Origin of the sequence: Salinibacterium sp. SWN139, from assembly GCF_015864625.1 — a bacterium.
Classification (GTDB): Bacteria; Actinomycetota; Actinomycetes; order Actinomycetales; family Microbacteriaceae; genus Rhodoglobus.
This window is the reverse complement of the sequence record NZ_JADYWV010000003.1, coordinates 359,109-378,641: the sequence shown is the minus strand read 5'-3', so window position 1 is coordinate 378,641 and position 19,533 is coordinate 359,109. Positions and strand designations below refer to the sequence as shown.

Genomic DNA, 19,533 nt, shown 5'->3' with positions numbered 1-19,533 from the left:
GGTGACTGCGACTCACCGGTGCATTCAGCGCGAATGTGAGCACACGGACGCGCACGACGCGGGTGATTCGGCCTGAGCAGCGCGCTAACGCACACGTGTGAGTGTGTGGTTTGTCGCTGAGGCAGAACCGCGAGAGAATTGCTGCATGGCCTATGAGTTCGAGCGCACCCAACGAATTGCAGTACTCGGCGGTGGCCCCGGTGGCTACGAAGCAGCCTTGGCGGGCGCGCAACTCGGCGCGGAGGTGACCCTCGTTGAACGCGAAGGTGTTGGCGGTTCTGCCGTGCTCACCGATGTGGTGCCGTCGAAGACACTCATTGCTACTGCTGAAGCAACCAACGCGATTCGGGATGCCGCAGAGCTGGGCGTGCAGTTCTACTCGCGCTCCGATTCCGGTCGTGCCGTTCGCCCTGAAATCACCGTCAACCTTGCCGCCGTCAACGCGCGCCTCATGCGCCTCGCCCAGCAGCAGTCAGACGACATGAAGTCGCAGCTCATCAAGGCTGGCGTGCGCATCATCCACGGTGAAGGCCGTCTCGATGGCCCCCAGCGTCTGGTCGTCTCGACCGGCAAGGGCAAAGCCGGAACCGACTTCGATGAAGTGGATGCCGACACCGTCATAGTCTCGGTCGGCGCCCGCCCGCGCGTGCTCGATTCGGCAATGCCCGATGGCAAGCGCATCCTCACGTGGACGCAGCTTTACACCCTCACCGAAACCCCCAAACACCTCATCGTGGTCGGTTCTGGTGTCACCGGTGCCGAGTTTGCTTCGGCCTACACCGCGCTCGGCGCCAAAGTCACCCTGATTTCTTCGCGCGATCGCGTGCTGCCCGGGGAAGACGAAGATGCCGCCCGCGTAATTGAAGACGTGTTCAAGCGCAACGGTATGACCGTGCTCTCCAAGTCGCGGGCCGAATCGGTCACCACCACCAAAGATGGCGTGATTGCGACGCTCAGCGACGGACGCACGGTAGAAGGCAGTCACTGCCTCATGGCCGTTGGCTCGCTGCCGAATACTGAAGGTCTTGGACTCGAAGAGGCTGGCGTGCAACTGACCGAGTCTGGCCACATCCGGGTCAACCGGGTTGCCCGCACCTCAATGCCATCGATCTATGCGGCGGGTGACTGTTCAGACTTCTTCCCGCTCGCCTCGGTGGCCTCGATGCAGGGCCGCACCGCCGTGTTCCACGCGATGGGCGACGGCGTAACGCCGATCGAACTGCGCAACGTGGCATCCAACATCTTCACTCAGCCTGAGATCGCTACCGTCGGCTGGTCGCAAAAGCAGATCGAAGACGGGCTCGTGCAGGGCACGATCTACAAATTGCCGCTCGCCTCGAACCCGCGCGCCAAAATGATGGGCATCAAAGACGGCTTCGTGAAGCTCTTTGCTCGCACCGGCTCGGGCACGGTGATCGGTGGCGTGATCGTTGCCCCCAACGCTTCCGAGCTCATCGTCTCGATCGCGCTCGCGGTAGAGCACCGTCTCACCGTCGACCAAATGGCTCGCGCGTTCTCTGTTTACCCGTCACTGACGGGAAGCATCACGGATGCCGCCCGCGCCATGCACGTCGTCGCCGAGTAGCCTGCCGGAGCTTTTTCCGCACGGTTCCGCGATTGACGCCAGCTCGATTCTCTGATGTCGCAATTTTCGCACTCCCACATACGCGTGTGGGTGGCCTCCTGCGGCGACCGCATCTTGGTCCAATTCACGCCAAATCGGTTTGTTGTATACCTAAACCACCAAACCATGTTCTACTGGAGGTGACATCGCGCGATTTCCCCTAAATTGTATGCAGGGAAATGGACGCGGTGAAGAATTCGACAGAAGAGAGAACGAATGGTTAGGGCGCGGCTTCCCAAAGAAGTGTGGATCGTATCCCTGATAGGGTTCATCGTCACGCTGGGGTTCGGAGTCATCGGGCCGTCGCTCCCGGCGCTCGGCCGCGAGTTCAATGCTGGCACCACTCTTATGAGCCTGGCCATTAGCGGTTTCGCTGCCGCCCGTCTCATCACGAACTTGGCGTTCGCCAAATACCTCGACCGGCTTCGACTCCGAACGGTTCTGTGGGTCGGCCTTTTGGTCCAATCGGTGTGCAGCATTATCGCGGGCTTGTCTCCTGATTATCTCGGCTTTATCACGTTCAGAACCATCAGCGGTGTCGGTAGCGCGGCGTTCACAATCGCATCCTCGGCGCTGCTGCTCGTGCTGGCTCCCGTCGCCGTGAGAGGCCGGGCCATGAGCGTCTTCGCCAGTTCAACGGCGTTGGGGACAGTGGCAGGCCCAGCCCTTGGCGGCCTGCTTGCCATTTTCGATCCGCGGTTGCCTCTTCTCGGCTATGGCGGTGCGCTGGCCCTAGCATCCGCGGTCACTGTGGTTTTGCTCCGCTCTGCACGTGATGTAAAAGCGGTCCCCGCCGAGGTCGCTCCCGAAGGGGGAGTAATCGGTGGTCGTAGAGCTGCTTTTGCCGCGATCTTTTCCGATCGGCTCTTCGTCGCCGCTGTTGCATGTCAGGTTCTAGTGGGGTGGGTTTTCTATGGAATGCGCACTACCACTCTGCCGCTCAACCTCTCCAGCATCGGGTACTCGGTAGGCGTCATTGGACTGTTGCTCTCGATTTCTGCAGTTCTGCAGATCGTCGGGTCATCCACTGGTGGTACCATCTCCGACCGAATCGGGCGCATTAAACCCCTCGTCGTCGGACTCGGTCTCGCTTTCTTAGCAGCCGTCGGCTTGAATTTTTCGGAGTACTTCACTATTGCGGTCATCACGTTCATGACTTTGGGACTTGCGGGTGGCCTCATCGCGACAGCCGCTATCTCTCTTTTGGGCGATTCCAAGGTCGGCCGTTCTGGATTTGGTCTCGCGGCGTACTGGGTTGGAAGCGACCTTGCCGGAATCCTTGGGCCGCTCGTTAGCGGCTTGCTCGCTGAGAGCTTGGGCTTCGGGGCCGCCTATGTAGTCGCTGCAATGCTCGTGGTGACGACGTTGATATTCGTGCTCCGGGCGGGTCGATCTTTGGGCCCTACCTTCCCTGGCGCAAACCAAACCGGGCCGACCGCTCCGTACAACCGGCCGGAACTGGGTTAGAGCAGCACGCAGCTTCGTCGCCGATAAGCGGAGCCTGTGTGTAGTGCGCGGCGCTGGGGCCTAGTCGTCAGTCAGCGGAAGCGTTGACAATACGTTGGCAAGACTATTGTGGAGATGTACAGCCGTAGCGTGCACCGCGAGAGCTTCGTTTTGCTCGAGGATCGCTTCGACGATGAGGAGGTGCTCCTCGGTAGCGCGTTGAAGTCGACCGGGAACGGAATGAGCATTGCGTCGGACTCGAGCGAGGTGGCCCCGCAGAGTGGTCTGAGCATTCCGCAGGTAAATGCTATCCGCGGCCTGATCGATGGCGAGATCCAGTGCGTCAGCAAGAAAATAAGGACGTGGCTGATCGAGACCTTCTGGTTCGGTCTCACTTGGTCCGGCAAGGAAGTCTGCTCGCAACTTTTCGAAAACGATTGGATCTCGTTTGCGTGCCGCCAGCCTGGCAGATTGTGCCTCGAGCGCTTCGCGTAGTTCGAAGAGCTCGATGACGTTGGCGCGCGAGAGGCTTGACACGGCCGCGGTTCTTCCATTGACGGTGTCAACTAGCCCCTCTGCCGTAAGGCGAGAAAGAGCCTCACGAACCGGAGTCCGTGAGACGCCGATGCGTGCGGCGGTTTCCACTTCACCGAGAGGCGTGCCGGGCTGCAGCCGCCATTGAATGATGTCATCCCGCAGTCGACGATAGGCAGTTTCACTAGCACGCATAGGAGTCATACTAGCGCTCGGTTTCCCCCGAGCACTCTTTTTGCTTGTGCGTGGAGGCAAGCGAGGTTGCTCGCCGTTTTTTCCCGATTCCGGAGTTTCGCGCTTTTCTCGCTTTAGCGAAGGCATCGCGAGCGCGCTAGTTCTCTTTGTTGCTGAGCACCAGGCTGCCAGCGGCGCCGAACATCATCCCCACTCCCTGAACGAAACTGATCTCGACATCAGGAACTTGCGCAGCGGCTTCGCCGCGAAGCTGGCGTACGGCCTCTTGGATGGCGAACATGCCGTATTTGCCGGTGTGAGTGTAAGAGAGACCACCGCCATTGGTATTCATGGGTAACGAACCACCGGCACGCGTGTGACCTTCGCGAATAAACGCGCCAGACTCTCCGCGGCCCACGAAACCTGTGTCTTCGAGCATGTAAAGAGGAAGGTGCGCGAAAGCGTCGTAGAACATCGCGTGATCGACGTCGGCGCGTTCGATGCCTGCTGTCCGAAATGCTTCATCGCTTGATCGGCGGAACGCGCCGAAGCTGTCGAGATCATCCATCTGCGAGATGATGGCGCTTTCTGACGACTCTCCAGACCCGAGCAGATAAATCGCCCGGTTAGCGGAAGGAAGGTCTTTGGCCCGTTCCGCGCTCATCATGACGAGCGCGCCGCCGCCATCCGTTACAACGCAGCACATATCGCGCGTAAAGGGGTACGCGACGGGGGGTGCGTCGAGCACCTCGTCAACGGTGATGGGAGTCTGGCGAAGCGCTCGAGGGTTGCGCTCCGCCCACGAGCGCTGTGCTGAAGCAACTTCAGCGAGATCTCGCCTGGACATTCCTCGAGACTCAAGGAAGCCCATGACGGGAAGGGTGAAGCTCGAGTACGGGGCGAGGGCGCCATAGGGGTGTTCGAACTGTCCGGCCAAGGAAGACGGGTCGCCTACGTAGGGCTTAGTGCCGACACGGGATCGTCCTGATTCACCGTGCGTAATGAGCACGACGTTGGCTGCGCCAGAAGCAATGGCGGAAGCGGCGTGGCGGACGTGCAGCATAAAACTGCACCCTCCGACCGAAGTGCCGTCGAGCCACCGCGGACGAATTCCGAGCATGTCGGCAACTTCATACGCCGGCATTACATCGTTAGCGATGCCATCAACATCCGCCGGGGTCAGGCCGGCGTCAGCGAGCGCGTTAAGGGCGGACTCTACGTGCAGCTCAAGAACAGACATATCCGGGATGGTCCCGAGACGGGTGGATTCTGAAGCGCCAACGATTGCTACATCGCCACCGTGCATCGAGGTCATTTGTTTCTCACTTCTACTGGGCCAAACACCGGCAGCATCTGGTCGCCTCGCTCTTCGAAGCTCACATATAGAGCCATCCCAATAGAGATGGCTTCGGGGCGCGGTTCCACGCCGATGAGGGTGCAGACCATTCGCGGCCCCTCTTCCAGATCAACGAGTGCGATGACTTGGGGTTCCTTCGTCTCGAAGAACGGCAACGGGCGGTAGTTGATGATGTAGGACGCGAGCGTTGCTCGTCCAGAAGTCGTCACCCACTCCAAGTCTGACGACTGGCAGTACCGACAAATCGGTCTGGGATAGAAAAAGTGGCGGCTGCATGCGCGGCAGCGTTGCACCCGCAATTCACTGTTTCGCGTTCCGTCCCAGAACGGAGCTGTCTGGGGAGTGGGTAGGGGTACCGGCCCGGCTGTCATGGTTGCCCTTCGACGACGATGTCGGCGCGTGATCCGCGCTGCTGACGCCCACTGTATACGAATTTCACGTTCTGTACACAAAAAGCCCAAAAGGGGCGCACGAGTGAGGATTATCCGACCCCTCTCGCGTTGCGACTATTGGGTTAAGAAACTCCAATTCAGGCCGAAAAATCAAGAAAATTGTTCAGTTTCACGATGGCACGATGGTCAGTCCTAATGTCTGCGCGCGTGGGAAGATAAATTCGACAACCTGATAATTGTCGCCAATTTGCAACAGTTGTATACAAGTTGCCGAATGACGGCTATTGTTCTGCTAAGTCAAAGATAAAACAGAACACAAAGGAGTGATTGTGGGAATTCTCGAAGGTAAAGTAGCCATCATTACGGGCGGCGGACGGGGCATCGGCGCTTCCATTACCCGCGCCTTCGTCAAAGAAGGCGCATCGGTCGTAGTGAATGACCTCGGTTCCACCGCAGATGGCACCGGGCTTGACGCTGGGCCTGCAACAGACATCGCCGCTGAACTCAACGTAAATGGGCTCCGCGTTGTCGCCGATGGCGGAGATATCGCTGATGTCGCGACCGGCGAGCGCCTGGTCGCCGCAGCTATTGAGAACTTTGGAAAGCTCGACATCGTGGTCAACGTCGCCGGCATTCTTCGCGACCGTATGATTTTCAACCTCGAAGAAAAAGACTGGGACGCGGTCATCCGTGTACACATGAAAGGCGTGTACAGCACCGTGCGCCCTGCATCCGCCTACTGGCGTGAGCAGCGCAACCCCGAGGGAAACTACCGAATCATCAACTTCACCTCGGTATCGGGCCTTCACGGTTCGCCGGGACAGCCCAACTACGCTGCAGCGAAGATGGGCGTCGTCGGACTTACTCAGTCGCTCGCGCAGGGATTGGCTCGCTACGGCGTAACGGCCAACGCAATCGCACCAGGCGCCGCGACTCGTCTCGTCGCTACGATCCCGGATGGGAAAAAGATGGGTGAGGCGCCGGCTGACGAGAGGGTTATGTCGCCGGACAACATTGCACCTGTTGCCGTGTATCTCGCTTCGGATCGCTCAGATTGGATGAGCGGCCGAGTTGTCGCTGCCGCCGGCTACAAGGTCGGACTGTACAACGTGCCCGAGCAGATTGCGGAAATCTCAGGCGACGAGCCGTGGGCAGTTCAGGATCTTGCCACCGAGATCGAGAGCACGTTCCGCCCCCTCGCTGAGGGCCTCGCTCCGAGCCCGTTCTCGTCCCAGACAAAGAAGTAGCTCGTTCAACGAGCACAAAGAAATAGGAGCAAAGTCAATGACGACAGTTTATTCCACAGAGCACGAGTTGACGACCGACGAAGACATCTCCAGCGAAGATTTCTGGAGAAAGAGTTTTGAACAGCGAGACGAAACATTCGCGCGACTTCGCAAGGATAATCCCGTCAGCTGGCACCGATCGCTTGAGGTTCCGACAATGCCTCAGGAGGTGCATGGGGAAGCTGGGTTCTGGGCTGTAACTCTGGCCGAAGACATCCGCTTCGTTAGCGAGAACAACGAGATCTTTAGCTCCGCTGAGCCAGGACACATCAGTTTGGCGCCTCGTTATCCTGGGCTTCTGATTCCGCCGACATTCCTCAGCATGGACCCTCCATTTCATACCCGATACCGCCAGATCATGAGCCGGGCCTTCACTCCCAAGGCAGTCGGTGTGTTGAGCGTCAAGATTAAAGAACGAGCCGCACAGATTGTCGACCGGGTCGTCGGCGCTGGTGAATTCGACTTCGTGCACGAAGTGTCGGCAAAGCTGCCGATGCTGACTGTTGCGGACATGGTGGGTGTTCCAGAAGACCTCGTAGGGGCCTTCGCGCAAGCCGGCGACAATCAGGTTGGTGCGAGCGACCCTGACATTCTTCCGGCCGGAGTGAATCCGTTAGATTTCGTGCTGCAGCAAATCGCAATTCTGCAGGAGATTGGCGTCGACATTGTCAATCACCGCCGCAAGTACCCTGCTGCAGACATTGCGACGGCACTGGCAAATGCCGATTTCGACGGCAAACCGTTGAGCGATGACGACATCGGCGCAATGATGCTGTTGTTGAGCGTCGCCGGCAACGATACGACGAAGCAGACGACGTCACGGACTGTTGTGTCACTTGACCGTAACCCGGACCAGCGCGACTGGCTCATGGAAGACTACGAAGGCCGTATTGCTGGGTCGATCGAAGAGTTCGTTCGCCATGCATCGCCCGTCATTGAGTTCGCGCGCACCGCACGCGAAGACATCGAGCTGCGTGGACAGAAGATTCTCAAGGGCGACAAGGTCGTCATCTTCTACGGATCGGGAAACCGTGACGAACGCGAATTCGAGGATCCTCACAAGTTCGACCTCACCCGTGGACGCAGCCCACACGTTGGTTTCGGTGGCGGTGGAGTGCACTTCTGTCTCGGCAATGGTGTCGCGAAGGCTCAACTGAACGCGCTCTTCAGTGAGATTACGACCAAGCTGCCGAACATGGAGGTTGGTGAGCCAGTGAACCTGTACAGCAATTTCATTAATGGCGTCAAGAACCTTCCAGTGAAGGTGAGCTGATCATGAGTGACGTTCACACCGAAGCGGCACGCATGAGGATCGTTGTTGACCGCGGCCGCTGCACTGGCATTGGCATCTGTGAATCCTTGGCACCCGAGCACTTTGAAGTCAGTGACGATGGGTCACTGCTGCTGCTCAGCGAAACAGTCACGGATGCTGATCTAGAAGACGTAGAAACGGCCGTGCGCTCGTGCCCAGCAAAAGCGCTCAAGCTAGAGGTAATCTGAAAATGACTAATGAAGCAGGAGCCGGGCTCGTTGTAGTTGGAGCGAGCCTGGCCGGCCTTCGCGCGGTTGAATCCGCGCGACGTGGTGGGTATACCGATTCCATTACACTCATCGGGGCCGAGATCTATCTCCCGTACGACCGCCCTCCGCTGTCAAAAGGATTCCTCGCTGAGGGAGCGTCTCCCGACTACTTCCTCACAGAAGAGGAACTTCGCACTGAGCTCAACGTAGATCTTCGGTTGGGTACTTTCGTCGACGGCGTTGACACGGAACGAAAGGTGGTCACGGTTGGCGATCAAGAGATTCCCTATGAACGCCTCATCATTGCAACGGGCGCAGAGCCACGGGTACTTGCGCACCTTCCCGCGATTGACGGCATTCTGACGCTACGTACCCTCGAGGATGCGCGTCAGATCCGCGATGCAATCGGCGAAGGTAGCAACCTTGTTGTCATCGGTGCAGGCTTCATCGGTTCAGAGATCGCGTCCTCGGCGCAGGCCAGAGGTGCGACGGTCACGGTGATCGAAGCCGCACCTGTTCCGCTAGTGCGTGCGGTCGGCGAAGTTGTGGGAAAGGCAATCTCTGCGCTCCACGGGAGAAACGGAACTCGCCTGCTCACCAGCGTACAAATCGATGAGGTAATCGGAACGGATCATGTCGAGGCGGTGCGCCTCAACAACGGCGAGATCATTCCTGCCGATCTCATTATCGTGGGAGTAGGAGCCGCACCAGCAACCAGCTGGCTTGCCGACTCGGGCCTCGAAATGAGCCCTATTGACGGTGGCATCGTCTGCGACGCCTTCATGCAGACATCTGCTGAGGGTGTGTACGCGGCAGGAGATGTCGCTCACTGGCCGAATGGGCTCATGGATTCTACGATGCGCCTCGAGAATTGGACGAATGCCGCAGACCAAGGCACGCAGGCCGCGACTAACGCGCTCTTCTCTGAAAAGGCAAAGAAGTACGAAACTGTGCCTTACTTCTGGAGCGATTGGTATGGCAATCGGATCCAGTTCGTAGGAACGGCAATTGCCGACAGCGTGAGTTTTGTCTCCGGTGGTCCCGACGAAGACAAGTTCGTCGCGCTCTACCGTGCAGGAGACCGCCTCGTCGGGGTAGCGACGCTGAACGAGCCACGACGAATCATGAAATACCGTCGTTTCATCGCTGAGCGCGGCGACTTCGATCGTGCAGGCGACATTCTTCAGCCCGCCACAGCGGCATCCTCCAGCCGCTGACCCCACCCCCATTTCAACAGTATTCAACAAGGAAGTTGTCAAAGAAATGAAAGCAGCAGTACTCAAAGGCCACGACCAGCCGTTCGTAGTGGAAGAGGTCACTCTAGGCGAACTCGCTCAGAACGAGGTGCTTGTTCGCGTGGTCGGAGCAGGCATGTGTCACACAGACATGTTGCCTCGGATCCCCGAATTCGGTGCCATGGTCGCGCCGGTAGTCCTCGGACATGAAGGGTCAGGTGTGGTCGAAAAGATCGGTTCGGCCGTAACCCGCACCGCCGTTGGCGATCACGTACTTATGAGCTTTGACTCCTGTGGCTGGTGCGAATCGTGCCTTCGCGGAGCGCCGGCGTATTGCGTTGAATTCGAGCTGCGGAACGTGACAGGTCGTCGTGCTGACGGCTCCGTCAGCGCGACGACCGAGTCTGGGGATCCAGTCGCCAACCGTTGGTTCGGCCAATCCTCTTTCGCCGAATACTCGATTGCGACAGAGCGCAACATTGTTGTAGTCGACAAGGAAGTGCCGCTTGATCTTCTCGGGCCGCTTGGCTGCGGCATCCAGACCGGTGCTGGCTCAGTGCTCAACGAGATGAAGCTTGCCGCAGGCCAGAGCATTGCAATCTTTGGAGCGGGTGCTGTTGGTCTCTCCGCAGTGATGGCCGCCAAAATTGCGGGCGCCAGTGAGATCGTCGTGATCGATCTCAATGAGAGCCGATTGGAGATGGCGCTTGAGCTCGGAGCGACCCGCGTCGTGCGGGGCGACGACCCTGACGTTCAGGCGGCAGTGGTGGCAGGCAGCAGTGGGGTTGACTTCACGTTCGAGACGACCGCGGTCAGCTCAGTGATCCAAACCTCCATCACCGTGCTCGCTCGTCCGGGCAAAGCTGTTCTTGTCGGCGCTGGTGGTGGAGACCTAGTTGTCGCCCCCAATCTCCTCGCGGGACGCACCGTGACGTATGCCCTAGAAGGTAGCTCAATACCTCAAATTTTCATTCCGCAGTTGCTCGAATTTTGGAAAAAGGGGCTGTTTCCCTTTGAGAAGCTCATTCGAACCTACCCGCTCGCGGACATCAACCAGGCGGAAGCCGACTCATTGTCGGGCGTGACGATCAAGCCTGTACTCGTTGTCAGCGAAGCCTGATCGAGGGGGGGAAACAATCATGAGAAGTGCAGACCTATTCTCGATGCCAGCTCTGGCGACAGTGAACGGCGCAGATTTTGCGACCGAAACAACCTTTGGCGTTATTAACCCGTCGACAGGCGCCGTCTTTGCCCAAGCACCCGCGGTGACTCCGCTGCAGCTAGATCTCGTTTTTGCTGCAGCGGATCGAGCCTTCCAGATGTGGAAGCGGGACGACGAGTTCCGTCGTGCCGGCCTGCTGGCCGCAGCAGCCGCGATTGAGGCTGCCGTCGAGGAACTGGCGCCTATCCTCACCGCTGAACAGGGGAAACCGCTCGCTGACTCACGGATGGAATTTCTCGGCGCTGCCATGTGGCTGCGTTACTTCGCGGAGCTCGAGGTGCCGAGGGAAGTAATCCGAGACGACGCCGAAGGGTACGAAGAGGTTTTGCGCCGCCCGATGGGCGTCGTGAGCGCCATAACGCCGTGGAATTTTCCCATCACGCTCGCTATGTGGAAGATCGCACCAGCATTGCGCGCTGGAAACACAATTGTGGTGAAGCCTTCTCCCTATACGCCTCTAGCTACACTCGCCCTCGCGAAGGTTTTGCGCGGGGTGTTGCCGGATGGCGTGCTCAACGTTGTTACGGGGCCGGATCCGCTTGGTGCCGCAATGGTTTCGCATCCAGTTCCGCGTAAGGTCAGCTTCACCGGATCGACCGCAGTGGGCAAGCGCGTTGCTGTTGCAGCCGCAGAAGATCTCAAACGAGTCACTCTTGAGTTGGGCGGCAACGACCCCGCCATTATTCTCCGGGACGTCAATGTCCAGGAGGTCGCAGACAGCCTCTTCTGGAGCGCGTTCGCCAATAACGGCCAGATTTGCCTAGCCGTCAAACGTGTATATGCGCACAAAGATGTCAAGCAGGAACTGGTAGAAGCACTCGGCGAGATCGCGCGTAAGGCCCGCATCGATGACGGTATGACTGACGGGGTGCAGCTCGGTCCGATCAATAACAAGCCACAGTTCGAGCGAGTGAAAGACCTTGTGCGCGACGCTGTGGGGCGGGGAGCTCGGGTGGTTGCCGGTGGTGAAGCGCTTGACCGGGACGGCTACTTCTACAAGCCAACCATTCTCGACGGTGTCGAGGATGATTTCAGAGTTGTTGACGAAGAACAGTTTGGACCTGTTCTGCCGATTCTCGAGTTCACCGATGAATCCGATGCAATCGACCGGGCGAACAACAGCGAGTACGGGCTCACCGCATCAGTGTGGTCAGCCGATACCGAGCACGCGCTTGCGGTCGCGTCACACATCGACAGTGGGCAGGTTTCGATCAACGCCCATGGGCGAGGAGTGTTGCCACACCTTCCATTCGGTGGCCACAAATGGAGCGGCGTTGGAGTTGAGAACGGCCCGTGGGGGCTGCACAGCTTCACCGAGCTCCAGGTCGTCGCGGGCCCACCGCGAAAGAAGAACTAAAGGACTAGAACACCATTTTCCGGGGTGGCGTGCAGGCGTCACCTCGGTCTATCAAGGCCAACTGGTCGGGCGACCGTAGCCGCTACATGAAACTCAATGAGGAGAAATAATGAGCATGACTACCGCTGTTCGAAAAAGACGGAGCCCGTGGTGGGTGGTATTTGGCGGGGGTGTCGCTGGCGCGTTCGGTCCCGGTCCGGTCGTTCTCAGCACCCTCGGTATCTTTGTTATCCCGATCACTGATGAGACGGGGTGGGGGAGGACTGTCGTTACTGGCGCCTATTCTGTGGCGGCTATCGGCATGGCCATCGGACTTCCCATCGTCGGCCGTATGGTTGACAAGTATGCGTTGCGCCCGGTCCTTGTGATTTGCTGGACCGGCTTCACAGCCTTCACCGCGGTCATCGCGCTTACGCCGGCTGATAACGTCGTACTTTTCTTGGTACCTTTCTTCCTGCTTGGCTTCTTCGGAGCAGGAACATCGCTCACCTTCACCAAGGCGTTAATGAGTTGGTTCGACAACAAGCGGGCACTCGCCGTCGGTGTCATGGCAGCGATTACTGGGCTCGGTACTTCGTTCGTGCCCATCATCGCGGGTGTATTTATTGGCAACTACGGTTGGCGTACCGCCTACCCGCTGATGGCTCTCATCGCCTTGGTTGTCGCGCTCACCATGACCTTTGCGTTTGTCCGCGTGCGTGCCGAGCGCAGTGTTAAGGGGCGACTAGTTACCGAGTCCGTCGAAGATGGCGAGGTTGTCAGCCTTGAATTGCCAGGGCTCACCTTGGGAGAGGCGCTGCGAGGGCGCCACTTCTGGATGCTCGCGCTCGCACTTGGTTTTGTCGGTGTCACAATCGTTGGCTTGCAAGTTCACTTGGTGCCCATGATGTCGGACCGCGGGCTTGGTGTGCCGCAAGCGGTATTGCTGGTGACGATATTCGGGCTCGCATCGCTCGTTGGGCGACTTGTTGGGGGCGTGCTCATCGACAGGATTGATGGGCGCATTATTGGCCCGATCGTGATTATCGCTCCGGCCATCGGCATTTTCTTCCTTCACACCCCCTTCTTGAGCGCGGCGATCGCGGTCGGTCTCATCGGGCTTGCGTACGGAATTGAAGCGGACTTGATCGCTTTCTTTGTCAGCCGTTACCTCGGCATGAAGCACTTCGGACGTATCCTCGGCGTCGTGCTTTCTGCCTTCCTGCTGGGAACCGCGTTCGGCCCGCTCTTGCTCGGTCTTGCCTACGACACATTCGGGTCGTACGAGCCGGTGATTCCGGTACTCGCAGGTGTACTCGTGGTTTCTGCGATCACGATTGCGTTTCTCGGTAAGTACCCCTACCCCGCTATCGAAGGCTTCGATAAGGTCGCGGCGACAGATGAAATGGCCGCTGCTGAAGCGCTGAGCAAACTTGCTCGGCAGGAGGACTCGCAGGCAGAGGCAAGTGAGACTGTGCTGACCAAGTAGTACCCGTTTGTTTGAGTGCGCCGCGCAGGAATCAGTTTTTTGCGCGGCGCACATCAATACCACTGAGGAGTAACCATATGTCAGGACCGGTCAGCCCTTATTTGGCATGGAATGTAAAAACGGCATTCCGCTCTTACGTTGAAGACGTTGGTGGAACTATCGAGGTGACTGATGGTGCGGCAAAGCAGCAGCAAGCTTTTTTGTTCCCGTTTGTTGCGGAGGGCGACGGGGTTCTGAAATTCGGTGGAGCGGTTCGGTTTAGTGCCCACGCTGGAGCCATGAACTTGTTGATCTCGGACCCCTGGGTCCACGTGGATAATGACGGCAGTCGGCTCAGCGTTGCTGGCACAGAGGCCACCCGCACTGCCGGGCTCCGCTTGTTCCTTGCGCAGTTGAGCACTCCGGCTCACGGCGCCGAGGGGGCCGATGTTTCTTCAGTTCTTCTCGAAGCAGCGTTGCTTTCAGAGGGCGCTGTAGCGTTCGATTTCCGCTACGCGGCCGGCACGCAGCTCGACCCCGTTCGCCATTCTGTTTCTACGTGAGCGTCAGAGCAGTTCATTCCTAAATCGAGTTCACCTCTCCCTGTAGCGGCGTCGCGAGTTCCGGCGATGCATACATTTCTCACGATTCAGGCGGTTTGAGCCTCAATTTCTGAATTGAATGCGCTGAATGTATACAAAAAGTCTAAATCCGGCTAATCTGGATCCATCAAACAAAGGAGTTCGATCGTGGCCATCGATACGTCATACGTAGGTAAAACTGGCGCCCCGCTGCGGCGCACGTGGGAATCAAAAGATGCATTGCTCTATGCGGTCGCTGTGGGCGCGGGTCAGGGCGATGCGTCAGCCGAGCTGGAGTTCACTACAGAGAATTCTGCTGTTCAACAGCGCGTGCTGCCATCATTCATTTGTGTCGCGGCTGGCGGACCACTGCCCGACGGCTTCAGCATCGATATGACCAAGATGCTGCACGCGGACATGGGGTTCGAGTTGTTCGGCGACTTGGATGCCAGCGGAGACGTCACATCCACCGCTTCGATCACTGGAATTTTTGACAAGGGTTCAGGCGCCCTAGTATCAACCGCTACCGACGTGGTCGACACGGCTAGTGGAGAGCTCGTTGCGCGTCTACAGTCGGGAATGTTCGTGCGCGGTGAAGGCGGATTCGGAGGCGAGCGTGGACCCGGCGATGGTTGGGAGCAGCCCGATCGAGAACCCGACGTCATCATCACCTACGAGACTCGCCCAGAACAAGCACTGCTCTACCGTTTGACTGGCGACCGCAACCCGTTGCACAGCGACCCAACATTTGCCGCACGTGCAGGATTTCCGGCGCCGATTTTGCACGGCATGTGCACCTATGGCTTCACCGCCCGAGCACTCCTGCACGGCATCGCGGGTTCCGATCCGTCGCGATTCGGCAGTATGCACGCACGATTCACAAAGGTCGTTTCCCTCGGGGAGACGCTCACTGTGCGGATGTGGTCGGAGGATTCGGGCGCCCGATTCCAGACGCTCAATAGTGCGGGCGAAGTTGTGCTCGACCGCGGATCGATGACGCTACGATGAGCGTCCGTAAACAGGCCGGGGGCGACGATACGAGCGCACTGGCAGACATCCGAGTACTCGATCTCAGCACCGGAATCGCGGCGCCCGTCGCGAGTATGTTCCTTGGTGACTTCGGCGCAGACGTGATCAAAGTCGCCTCGCCTGAACCAGACGTCTACGATTCGCTGCCCGGTGCCGCTGTATGGAATCGTAACAAGCGCTCCGTCGTCATTGATTCGACGGTGGAAGCGGACCGAGACTGGTTAGTGGCTGCCATCGGCAACGCGGATGTGTGCATTCTGGGCGCCGCAGACAGCCTAGCGGCCTGGGGCCCGGAGGTTGAGTCTGCGGCTGCGGCAAACATCAGACTCATCGAGCTTCGAATGCCGCCCTACCTTGACGGTTACGCACCGTGGGAGGGTGAGTCAAATGGTCTCTTGGCAGCATATGGCGGACAAGCGATGCGGCAGTCGTCAGTCGCGGGCGGTCCGATCGAGACCATGTCGCCGTATCTCCTCTATATCCATGGCGTGTGGGCAGCGGCATGTTTAGTTGCTGCGTTGGTCGAACGCACGGTTTCCGGGCTCGGGCAAGTGGTGACGGTCACTGGTGTTCAAGGATTGATCGAGGCAACAGTCACTGCGATGAGCGTCGATCCCACCCTGCCTGACCCCTCGATGAAAGTTGGTCCAGCGGGGCGTCATCCTACCTACCGTCAGTTCCGCTGTTCCGACGGTACCTGGATTTCCTGTGGTGCTCTCGGCCCGAAGTTTGAAACGGGTCTGCTGAAAGCCCTCGGCCTCGACGACATTCTCGCTGACCCAAGAATCGACGGGGTATCAGCTCGAATGGCGCTCACGGAGAATTTCGAATGGTGTTTGCCAAAACTCGTCGACGCTTTCGCTTCGCGCACGCGGGAGGAATCGCTCGCGCTGCTTTCCAGCATTGGCATTCCTTGCGGCCCCGCGATGAGCAGGGAAGAATGGCTCGATCACCCACAGATTCGCGGAATCGGTATGCGGGTGGAGATCGACGATCCGGCCCGTGGTCGTGTCGTAATGCCTGGCTCAGCGATTAATCTCACACGCACACCAGCACGATTCGACCGCCATGCTCCCTCGCATGGCGAACACAACGGCGCCACGCCTTGGAGCGCTCGTCCCGTTTCTGAGGAGCCGGCGCCCCGTTTCGTTGAGGGCCCGCTCGCGGGATTCCGAGTACTCAATATGGGAACCTTTGTGGCCTCGCCCTACGCAGGATTCCTCTTGAAGGAACTGGGGGCTGATGTGATCAAGGTTGAGCCACTCACAGGCGACCCATTCCGCGGTTCGGGTTACGCCTACAACAGAGGGATGCGCAGTCTTGCGATTGATCTGAAATCTGAGGCAGGGCAGGGCGCGTTCCATCGGCTCGTCAAGGTCAGTGATGTCGTGATCGACGGCATGCGCCCTGGGGTGATGTCCAGTCTTAATATCGACTACGAGAAACTCGCCGAAATCAACCAAAATATCGTCACGATGTCGCTCTCTGCCTATGGTGAAGGTGGGCCGCTCTCGCAGGCTCCGGGGGTCGACATGGTCGTTCAGGCGATGAGCGGAATGATGACATCGTGGGGCGGGGAGGATGACCCTGTTGCAAATACGATCGCTATCAACGACGTGACTGCAGCCGCGCTCTCTGCGCTCACGTGCGTTCTAGCGCTCTACGACAGGCAGCAAACCGGTCGGGGGCAGCGCACCTGGGACTCGCTGGCGGCGGTTTCGGTCTTCCTGCAGATGGGAGACATGGTCAAGTACGATGGCCGTCCGGAGCTGGCCGTTGGGCGCAGCGACCTTCGAGGCCTCTCACCAGTGCAGTCATACTATGAGACTTCGGATGGGTGGATCTACGTTGATTCCACGCTCGTCAAGGGAGGGCCGGCAGCAGCAACCTCGATGCTGGTGTTCGCGGAACTCATAAACTCAGACACTTCTTCCGGTGACATGGACGCTGTTCGTGAGTCGCTGGCAAAGTCGTTGCGCGAGTTGACGAGCGAGGAGGCGGTGGCTGCTGTTTCGGCGGCAGGGCTTCGTGCAGTGCAAGCGCGGCCGCTGAGTTCAGTGCTCCGTGATCCACGTTTGCTTGACGCAGAGGCAGTGCATGTGCGCACAGCCGACGATAAGAGCAGCTTCATGATGACAGCGCGTTATGCCGGATTCAGTCGGACTCAGCGCCGCGGGCCTTTGAGCCCGGATGGGGTCGGGCAAAGCACGGTAGCCGTGCTCACAGCAGCCGGGTTCGACGACGACGAGATCACTGCGTTGCTTGAGGTTGGCGCTGTGCGGACGGGCGGCCCTGTGCAGCACGTCTTGCCGATCGCGTACCGCTAGGGGACCAAGCCAGAGTGACTCTCTTCCGGCCCAGTACCGCTATGCGGCTGGGCCGGAAGCCGAGTTTAACCGTGGAGTGAAGCGAATTGCTCGTCAGTCAGAGTGATTTCTTCCGCTCCGAGATTTTCGCGAAGATGCTGTTGAGACGATGTACCTGGAATTGGCAGCATGACGTCTGAGCGCTTGAGCAGCCAAGCGATGGCGACCTGCGCGGGAGTGCTTCCCGTCTCCGATGCAACGCGAACCACGGCGTCTGCCGTCGTGAGGTTGCCGGTATCGAGCGGAAACCACGGGATGAAACCAATCCCATTGGCTGCGGCGTAATCAAGTACATTCTCGAAGTCGCGGAATCCAAGGTTGTAGCGATTCTGGACGGTGACGATCTCGGCGACAGCGCGAGCTTGCTCGATTTGCTCGACGGTTACCTCGGAGAGTCCAATGTGACGAATCTTGCCTTCTTGCTGCAGCGCCTTCAGCTCACCGACTTGATCCTCGAGTGGAACCGTCGGGTCAACCCGATGCAACTGTAATAGGTCGATGCGTTCGAGGCCGAGGTTGCGCAGGCTTAGCTCAGTCTGCTGACGAAGGTACTCGGGGCGACCAAGGGGGATCCACTGGTTGGGGCCCTGTCGGGTGAATCCAACTTTGGTGGCGATTACGACATCGTTGCGGTAGGGGTGAAGTGCCTCTCGGATAAGGGCATCGGTGACGTACGGGCCGTAGACGTCTGCGGTGTCGATCAGCGTGACGCCGAGTTCCACAGCGAGTCTGATCACCGCGACGGCGTCGTCGCGGTTGGTTGGCCAATCCCAAACGCCGGGCCCAGTGAGTTGCATGGTTCCGTAGCCGATTCGACGCACGGGGAGGTCGCCGCCGATTGCTAGTTGCTGGTTGATCGCTTCGGTGCTCATCGTGTTCCTTTCGATCTGCGTATTGTATACTTTTGCGCCCAGAACGCTAGACTGTTAGGCGTGAATCGCTTAGAAATTGTTTCATTGGTATACAACATCGGTCTCGCGTGATGACGGACGGAAACCTCACCGTGACGCAGGACTGTGCCGTCGCGACCATCACAATTTCCAACCCGCCCCGACGAAACGCGATGACGCTATCGATGTGGCAGTCGTTCGAGCCGACTCTGGCGAGGCTAGCGGATGACTCAACCGTCACCGTCGTGGTGATTCGCGGTGCGGAGGGGCACTTCTCGGCGGGCGCAGATATTGGCTCGCTCGATTCCATCCTTGATCCAAGCGTGGGGTTAGGAGGGTGGGTTTCTCGTGCAGAGGAGGCGATCGCTGCCTTCCCCAAGCCGACAGTGGCCGCGATCGAGGGGATTTGTTTTGGCGGTGGTTGGGAAGTTGCGGCGGCCTGTGACCTACGTGTGGCGGCCACGAGTTCAAGTTTGGCCATAACGCCGGCAAAAATTGGCATCATCTACCCGTTGTCGGGCATCACGAGGCTAGTGAATATCGTCGGCCCGGCCCGGGCCAAGTACTTGCTCTTTACTGGCAATAGCGTCTCGGCTACCGAGGCTTACGAAATGGGATTGATCACTTCGGTCGTCGCGGATGAACATTTCCCATCGAGCCTTGAGTCGCTCTGTGCCGATCTGGTGGCTAGATCTCAGCTCTCGATTCATTCTACTAAGCAGCTCATCGGCGCTCTCGTGTCAGGCGATGGCGATGTCGAGCAGCTCTACGCGCGCTGGTGGGAAGAGCTGAAGGTGAGCGAGGACCCCTCGATCGGGGCCGCAGCTTTCGCCGCACGGGAGAAACCTAGGTTCGTGTGGGGGCGCGACTAGCTGTCACGCCCTGTGTCGCAAGAATGCATGATGTATACAATCTTGCGTTTTAGGATCCCTGTGAGGATGAATACCCCACATTTTCAGATTAAAAAGTATACAAACAACGCACGTCGGACTATTCTGGCGAGTACGCTTTCAACGGCGTCAAAGGGTTTAGCAACACCAGGTCGTCGGAGTCGATGACCTCGGTTACGAGA

Annotated in this window: 17 protein-coding genes and 1 pseudogene; 13 read left to right on the top strand and 5 right to left on the bottom strand. The window is 58.7% G+C overall.

Annotated features, from left to right (window positions below; all coding sequences use genetic code 11):
• Window positions 1-145: 145 nt before the first annotated feature.
• The gene (locus I6E74_RS11720; RefSeq protein WP_197125885.1) at window positions 146-1,585 is read left to right on the top strand and encodes an NAD(P)H-quinone dehydrogenase; all 1,440 of its coding nucleotides are present in this window, start codon (window positions 146-148) and stop codon (window positions 1,583-1,585) included.
• A 255-nt stretch (window positions 1,586-1,840) separates the two neighbouring features.
• The gene (locus tag I6E74_RS11715) at window positions 1,841-3,091 is read left to right on the top strand and encodes an MFS transporter (RefSeq protein WP_197125883.1); all 1,251 of its coding nucleotides are present in this window, start codon (window positions 1,841-1,843) and stop codon (window positions 3,089-3,091) included.
• A 60-nt stretch (window positions 3,092-3,151) separates the two neighbouring features.
• Here the strand turns inward: I6E74_RS11715 and I6E74_RS11710 are convergent, their stop codons facing one another.
• From I6E74_RS11710 to I6E74_RS14830, 4 genes and pseudogenes are all read right to left on the bottom strand, one after another.
• Window positions 3,152-3,799, bottom strand: coding sequence for a GntR family transcriptional regulator (locus I6E74_RS11710; RefSeq protein WP_197125812.1), 648 nt, complete (start codon window positions 3,797-3,799; stop codon window positions 3,152-3,154).
• Window positions 3,800-3,935: 136 nt separating this feature from the next.
• A complete protein-coding gene (locus I6E74_RS11705; RefSeq protein ID WP_197125811.1) occupies window positions 3,936-5,093 on the bottom strand; it encodes a thiolase domain-containing protein in 1,158 nt (385 codons plus the stop codon).
• The gene (locus I6E74_RS14770; RefSeq protein ID WP_307784303.1) at window positions 5,090-5,344 is read right to left on the bottom strand and encodes an OB-fold domain-containing protein; all 255 of its coding nucleotides are present in this window, start codon (window positions 5,342-5,344) and stop codon (window positions 5,090-5,092) included. The genes I6E74_RS11705 and I6E74_RS14770 overlap by 4 nt, the downstream gene beginning before the upstream one ends.
• 15 nt (window positions 5,345-5,359) lie before the next feature.
• Window positions 5,360-5,506, bottom strand: a pseudogene (locus I6E74_RS14830) (zinc ribbon domain-containing protein); the annotation flags it as partial.
• Window positions 5,507-5,856: 350 nt separating this feature from the next.
• On the opposite strand from I6E74_RS14830, the gene I6E74_RS11695 reads away from it, so the two are divergent.
• The 10 genes from I6E74_RS11695 to I6E74_RS11650 all read left to right on the top strand — a co-directional run bounded on the left by I6E74_RS11695 (window position 5,857) and on the right by I6E74_RS11650 (window position 17,532).
• The gene (locus I6E74_RS11695) at window positions 5,857-6,774 is read left to right on the top strand and encodes an SDR family NAD(P)-dependent oxidoreductase (protein ID WP_197125872.1); all 918 of its coding nucleotides are present in this window, start codon (window positions 5,857-5,859) and stop codon (window positions 6,772-6,774) included.
• Between the two features lie 37 nt (window positions 6,775-6,811).
• Window positions 6,812-8,086 (top strand): cytochrome P450, encoded by a 1,275-nt coding sequence (locus tag I6E74_RS11690; protein WP_197125798.1) that lies wholly within the window; start codon window positions 6,812-6,814, stop codon window positions 8,084-8,086.
• 2 nt (window positions 8,087-8,088) lie between these two features.
• Window positions 8,089-8,313: a ferredoxin gene (locus tag I6E74_RS11685; RefSeq protein WP_197125797.1), complete on the top strand. Its 225-nt coding sequence runs from the start codon at window positions 8,089-8,091 to the stop codon at window positions 8,311-8,313.
• 2 nt (window positions 8,314-8,315) lie between these two features.
• Entirely contained in the window at window positions 8,316-9,551 is a 1,236-nt protein-coding gene (locus tag I6E74_RS11680; RefSeq protein WP_197125796.1) for an NAD(P)/FAD-dependent oxidoreductase, read from the top strand.
• A 46-nt stretch (window positions 9,552-9,597) separates the two neighbouring features.
• Window positions 9,598-10,689 carry an NAD(P)-dependent alcohol dehydrogenase gene (locus I6E74_RS11675; protein ID WP_197125795.1) on the top strand — a complete coding sequence of 364 codons (1,092 nt, stop codon included), beginning with the start codon at window positions 9,598-9,600 and terminating at the stop codon, window positions 10,687-10,689.
• A 19-nt stretch (window positions 10,690-10,708) separates the two neighbouring features.
• Entirely contained in the window at window positions 10,709-12,148 is a 1,440-nt protein-coding gene (locus tag I6E74_RS11670) for an aldehyde dehydrogenase family protein (RefSeq protein WP_231601516.1), read from the top strand.
• Window positions 12,149-12,257: 109 nt separating this feature from the next.
• Entirely contained in the window at window positions 12,258-13,616 is a 1,359-nt protein-coding gene (locus I6E74_RS11665; RefSeq protein ID WP_197125869.1) for an MFS transporter, read from the top strand.
• A 77-nt stretch (window positions 13,617-13,693) separates the two neighbouring features.
• Window positions 13,694-14,158: an HtaA domain-containing protein gene (locus I6E74_RS11660; protein ID WP_197125792.1), complete on the top strand. Its 465-nt coding sequence runs from the start codon at window positions 13,694-13,696 to the stop codon at window positions 14,156-14,158.
• A gap of 186 nt (window positions 14,159-14,344) precedes the next feature.
• Window positions 14,345-15,184 (top strand): MaoC family dehydratase, encoded by an 840-nt coding sequence (locus I6E74_RS14765; RefSeq protein WP_197125867.1) that lies wholly within the window; start codon window positions 14,345-14,347, stop codon window positions 15,182-15,184.
• On the top strand, window positions 15,181-17,532 hold the full coding sequence (locus I6E74_RS11650) for a CoA transferase (RefSeq protein ID WP_197125865.1): 2,352 nt from the start codon (window positions 15,181-15,183) through the stop codon (window positions 17,530-17,532). Before I6E74_RS14765 ends, I6E74_RS11650 begins: the two co-directional genes overlap by 4 nt.
• Window positions 17,533-17,597: 65 nt before the next feature.
• Here I6E74_RS11650 and I6E74_RS11645 read toward each other — a convergent pair whose 3' ends face one another.
• Window positions 17,598-18,443 (bottom strand): aldo/keto reductase, encoded by an 846-nt coding sequence (locus I6E74_RS11645; RefSeq protein ID WP_197125786.1) that lies wholly within the window; start codon window positions 18,441-18,443, stop codon window positions 17,598-17,600.
• Window positions 18,444-18,553: 110 nt separating this feature from the next.
• Here I6E74_RS11645 and I6E74_RS11640 point away from each other — a divergent pair, with 110 nt between their 5' ends.
• Window positions 18,554-19,333: an enoyl-CoA hydratase/isomerase family protein gene (locus I6E74_RS11640; RefSeq protein ID WP_197125784.1), complete on the top strand. Its 780-nt coding sequence runs from the start codon at window positions 18,554-18,556 to the stop codon at window positions 19,331-19,333.
• Window positions 19,334-19,533 lie beyond the last annotated feature (200 nt).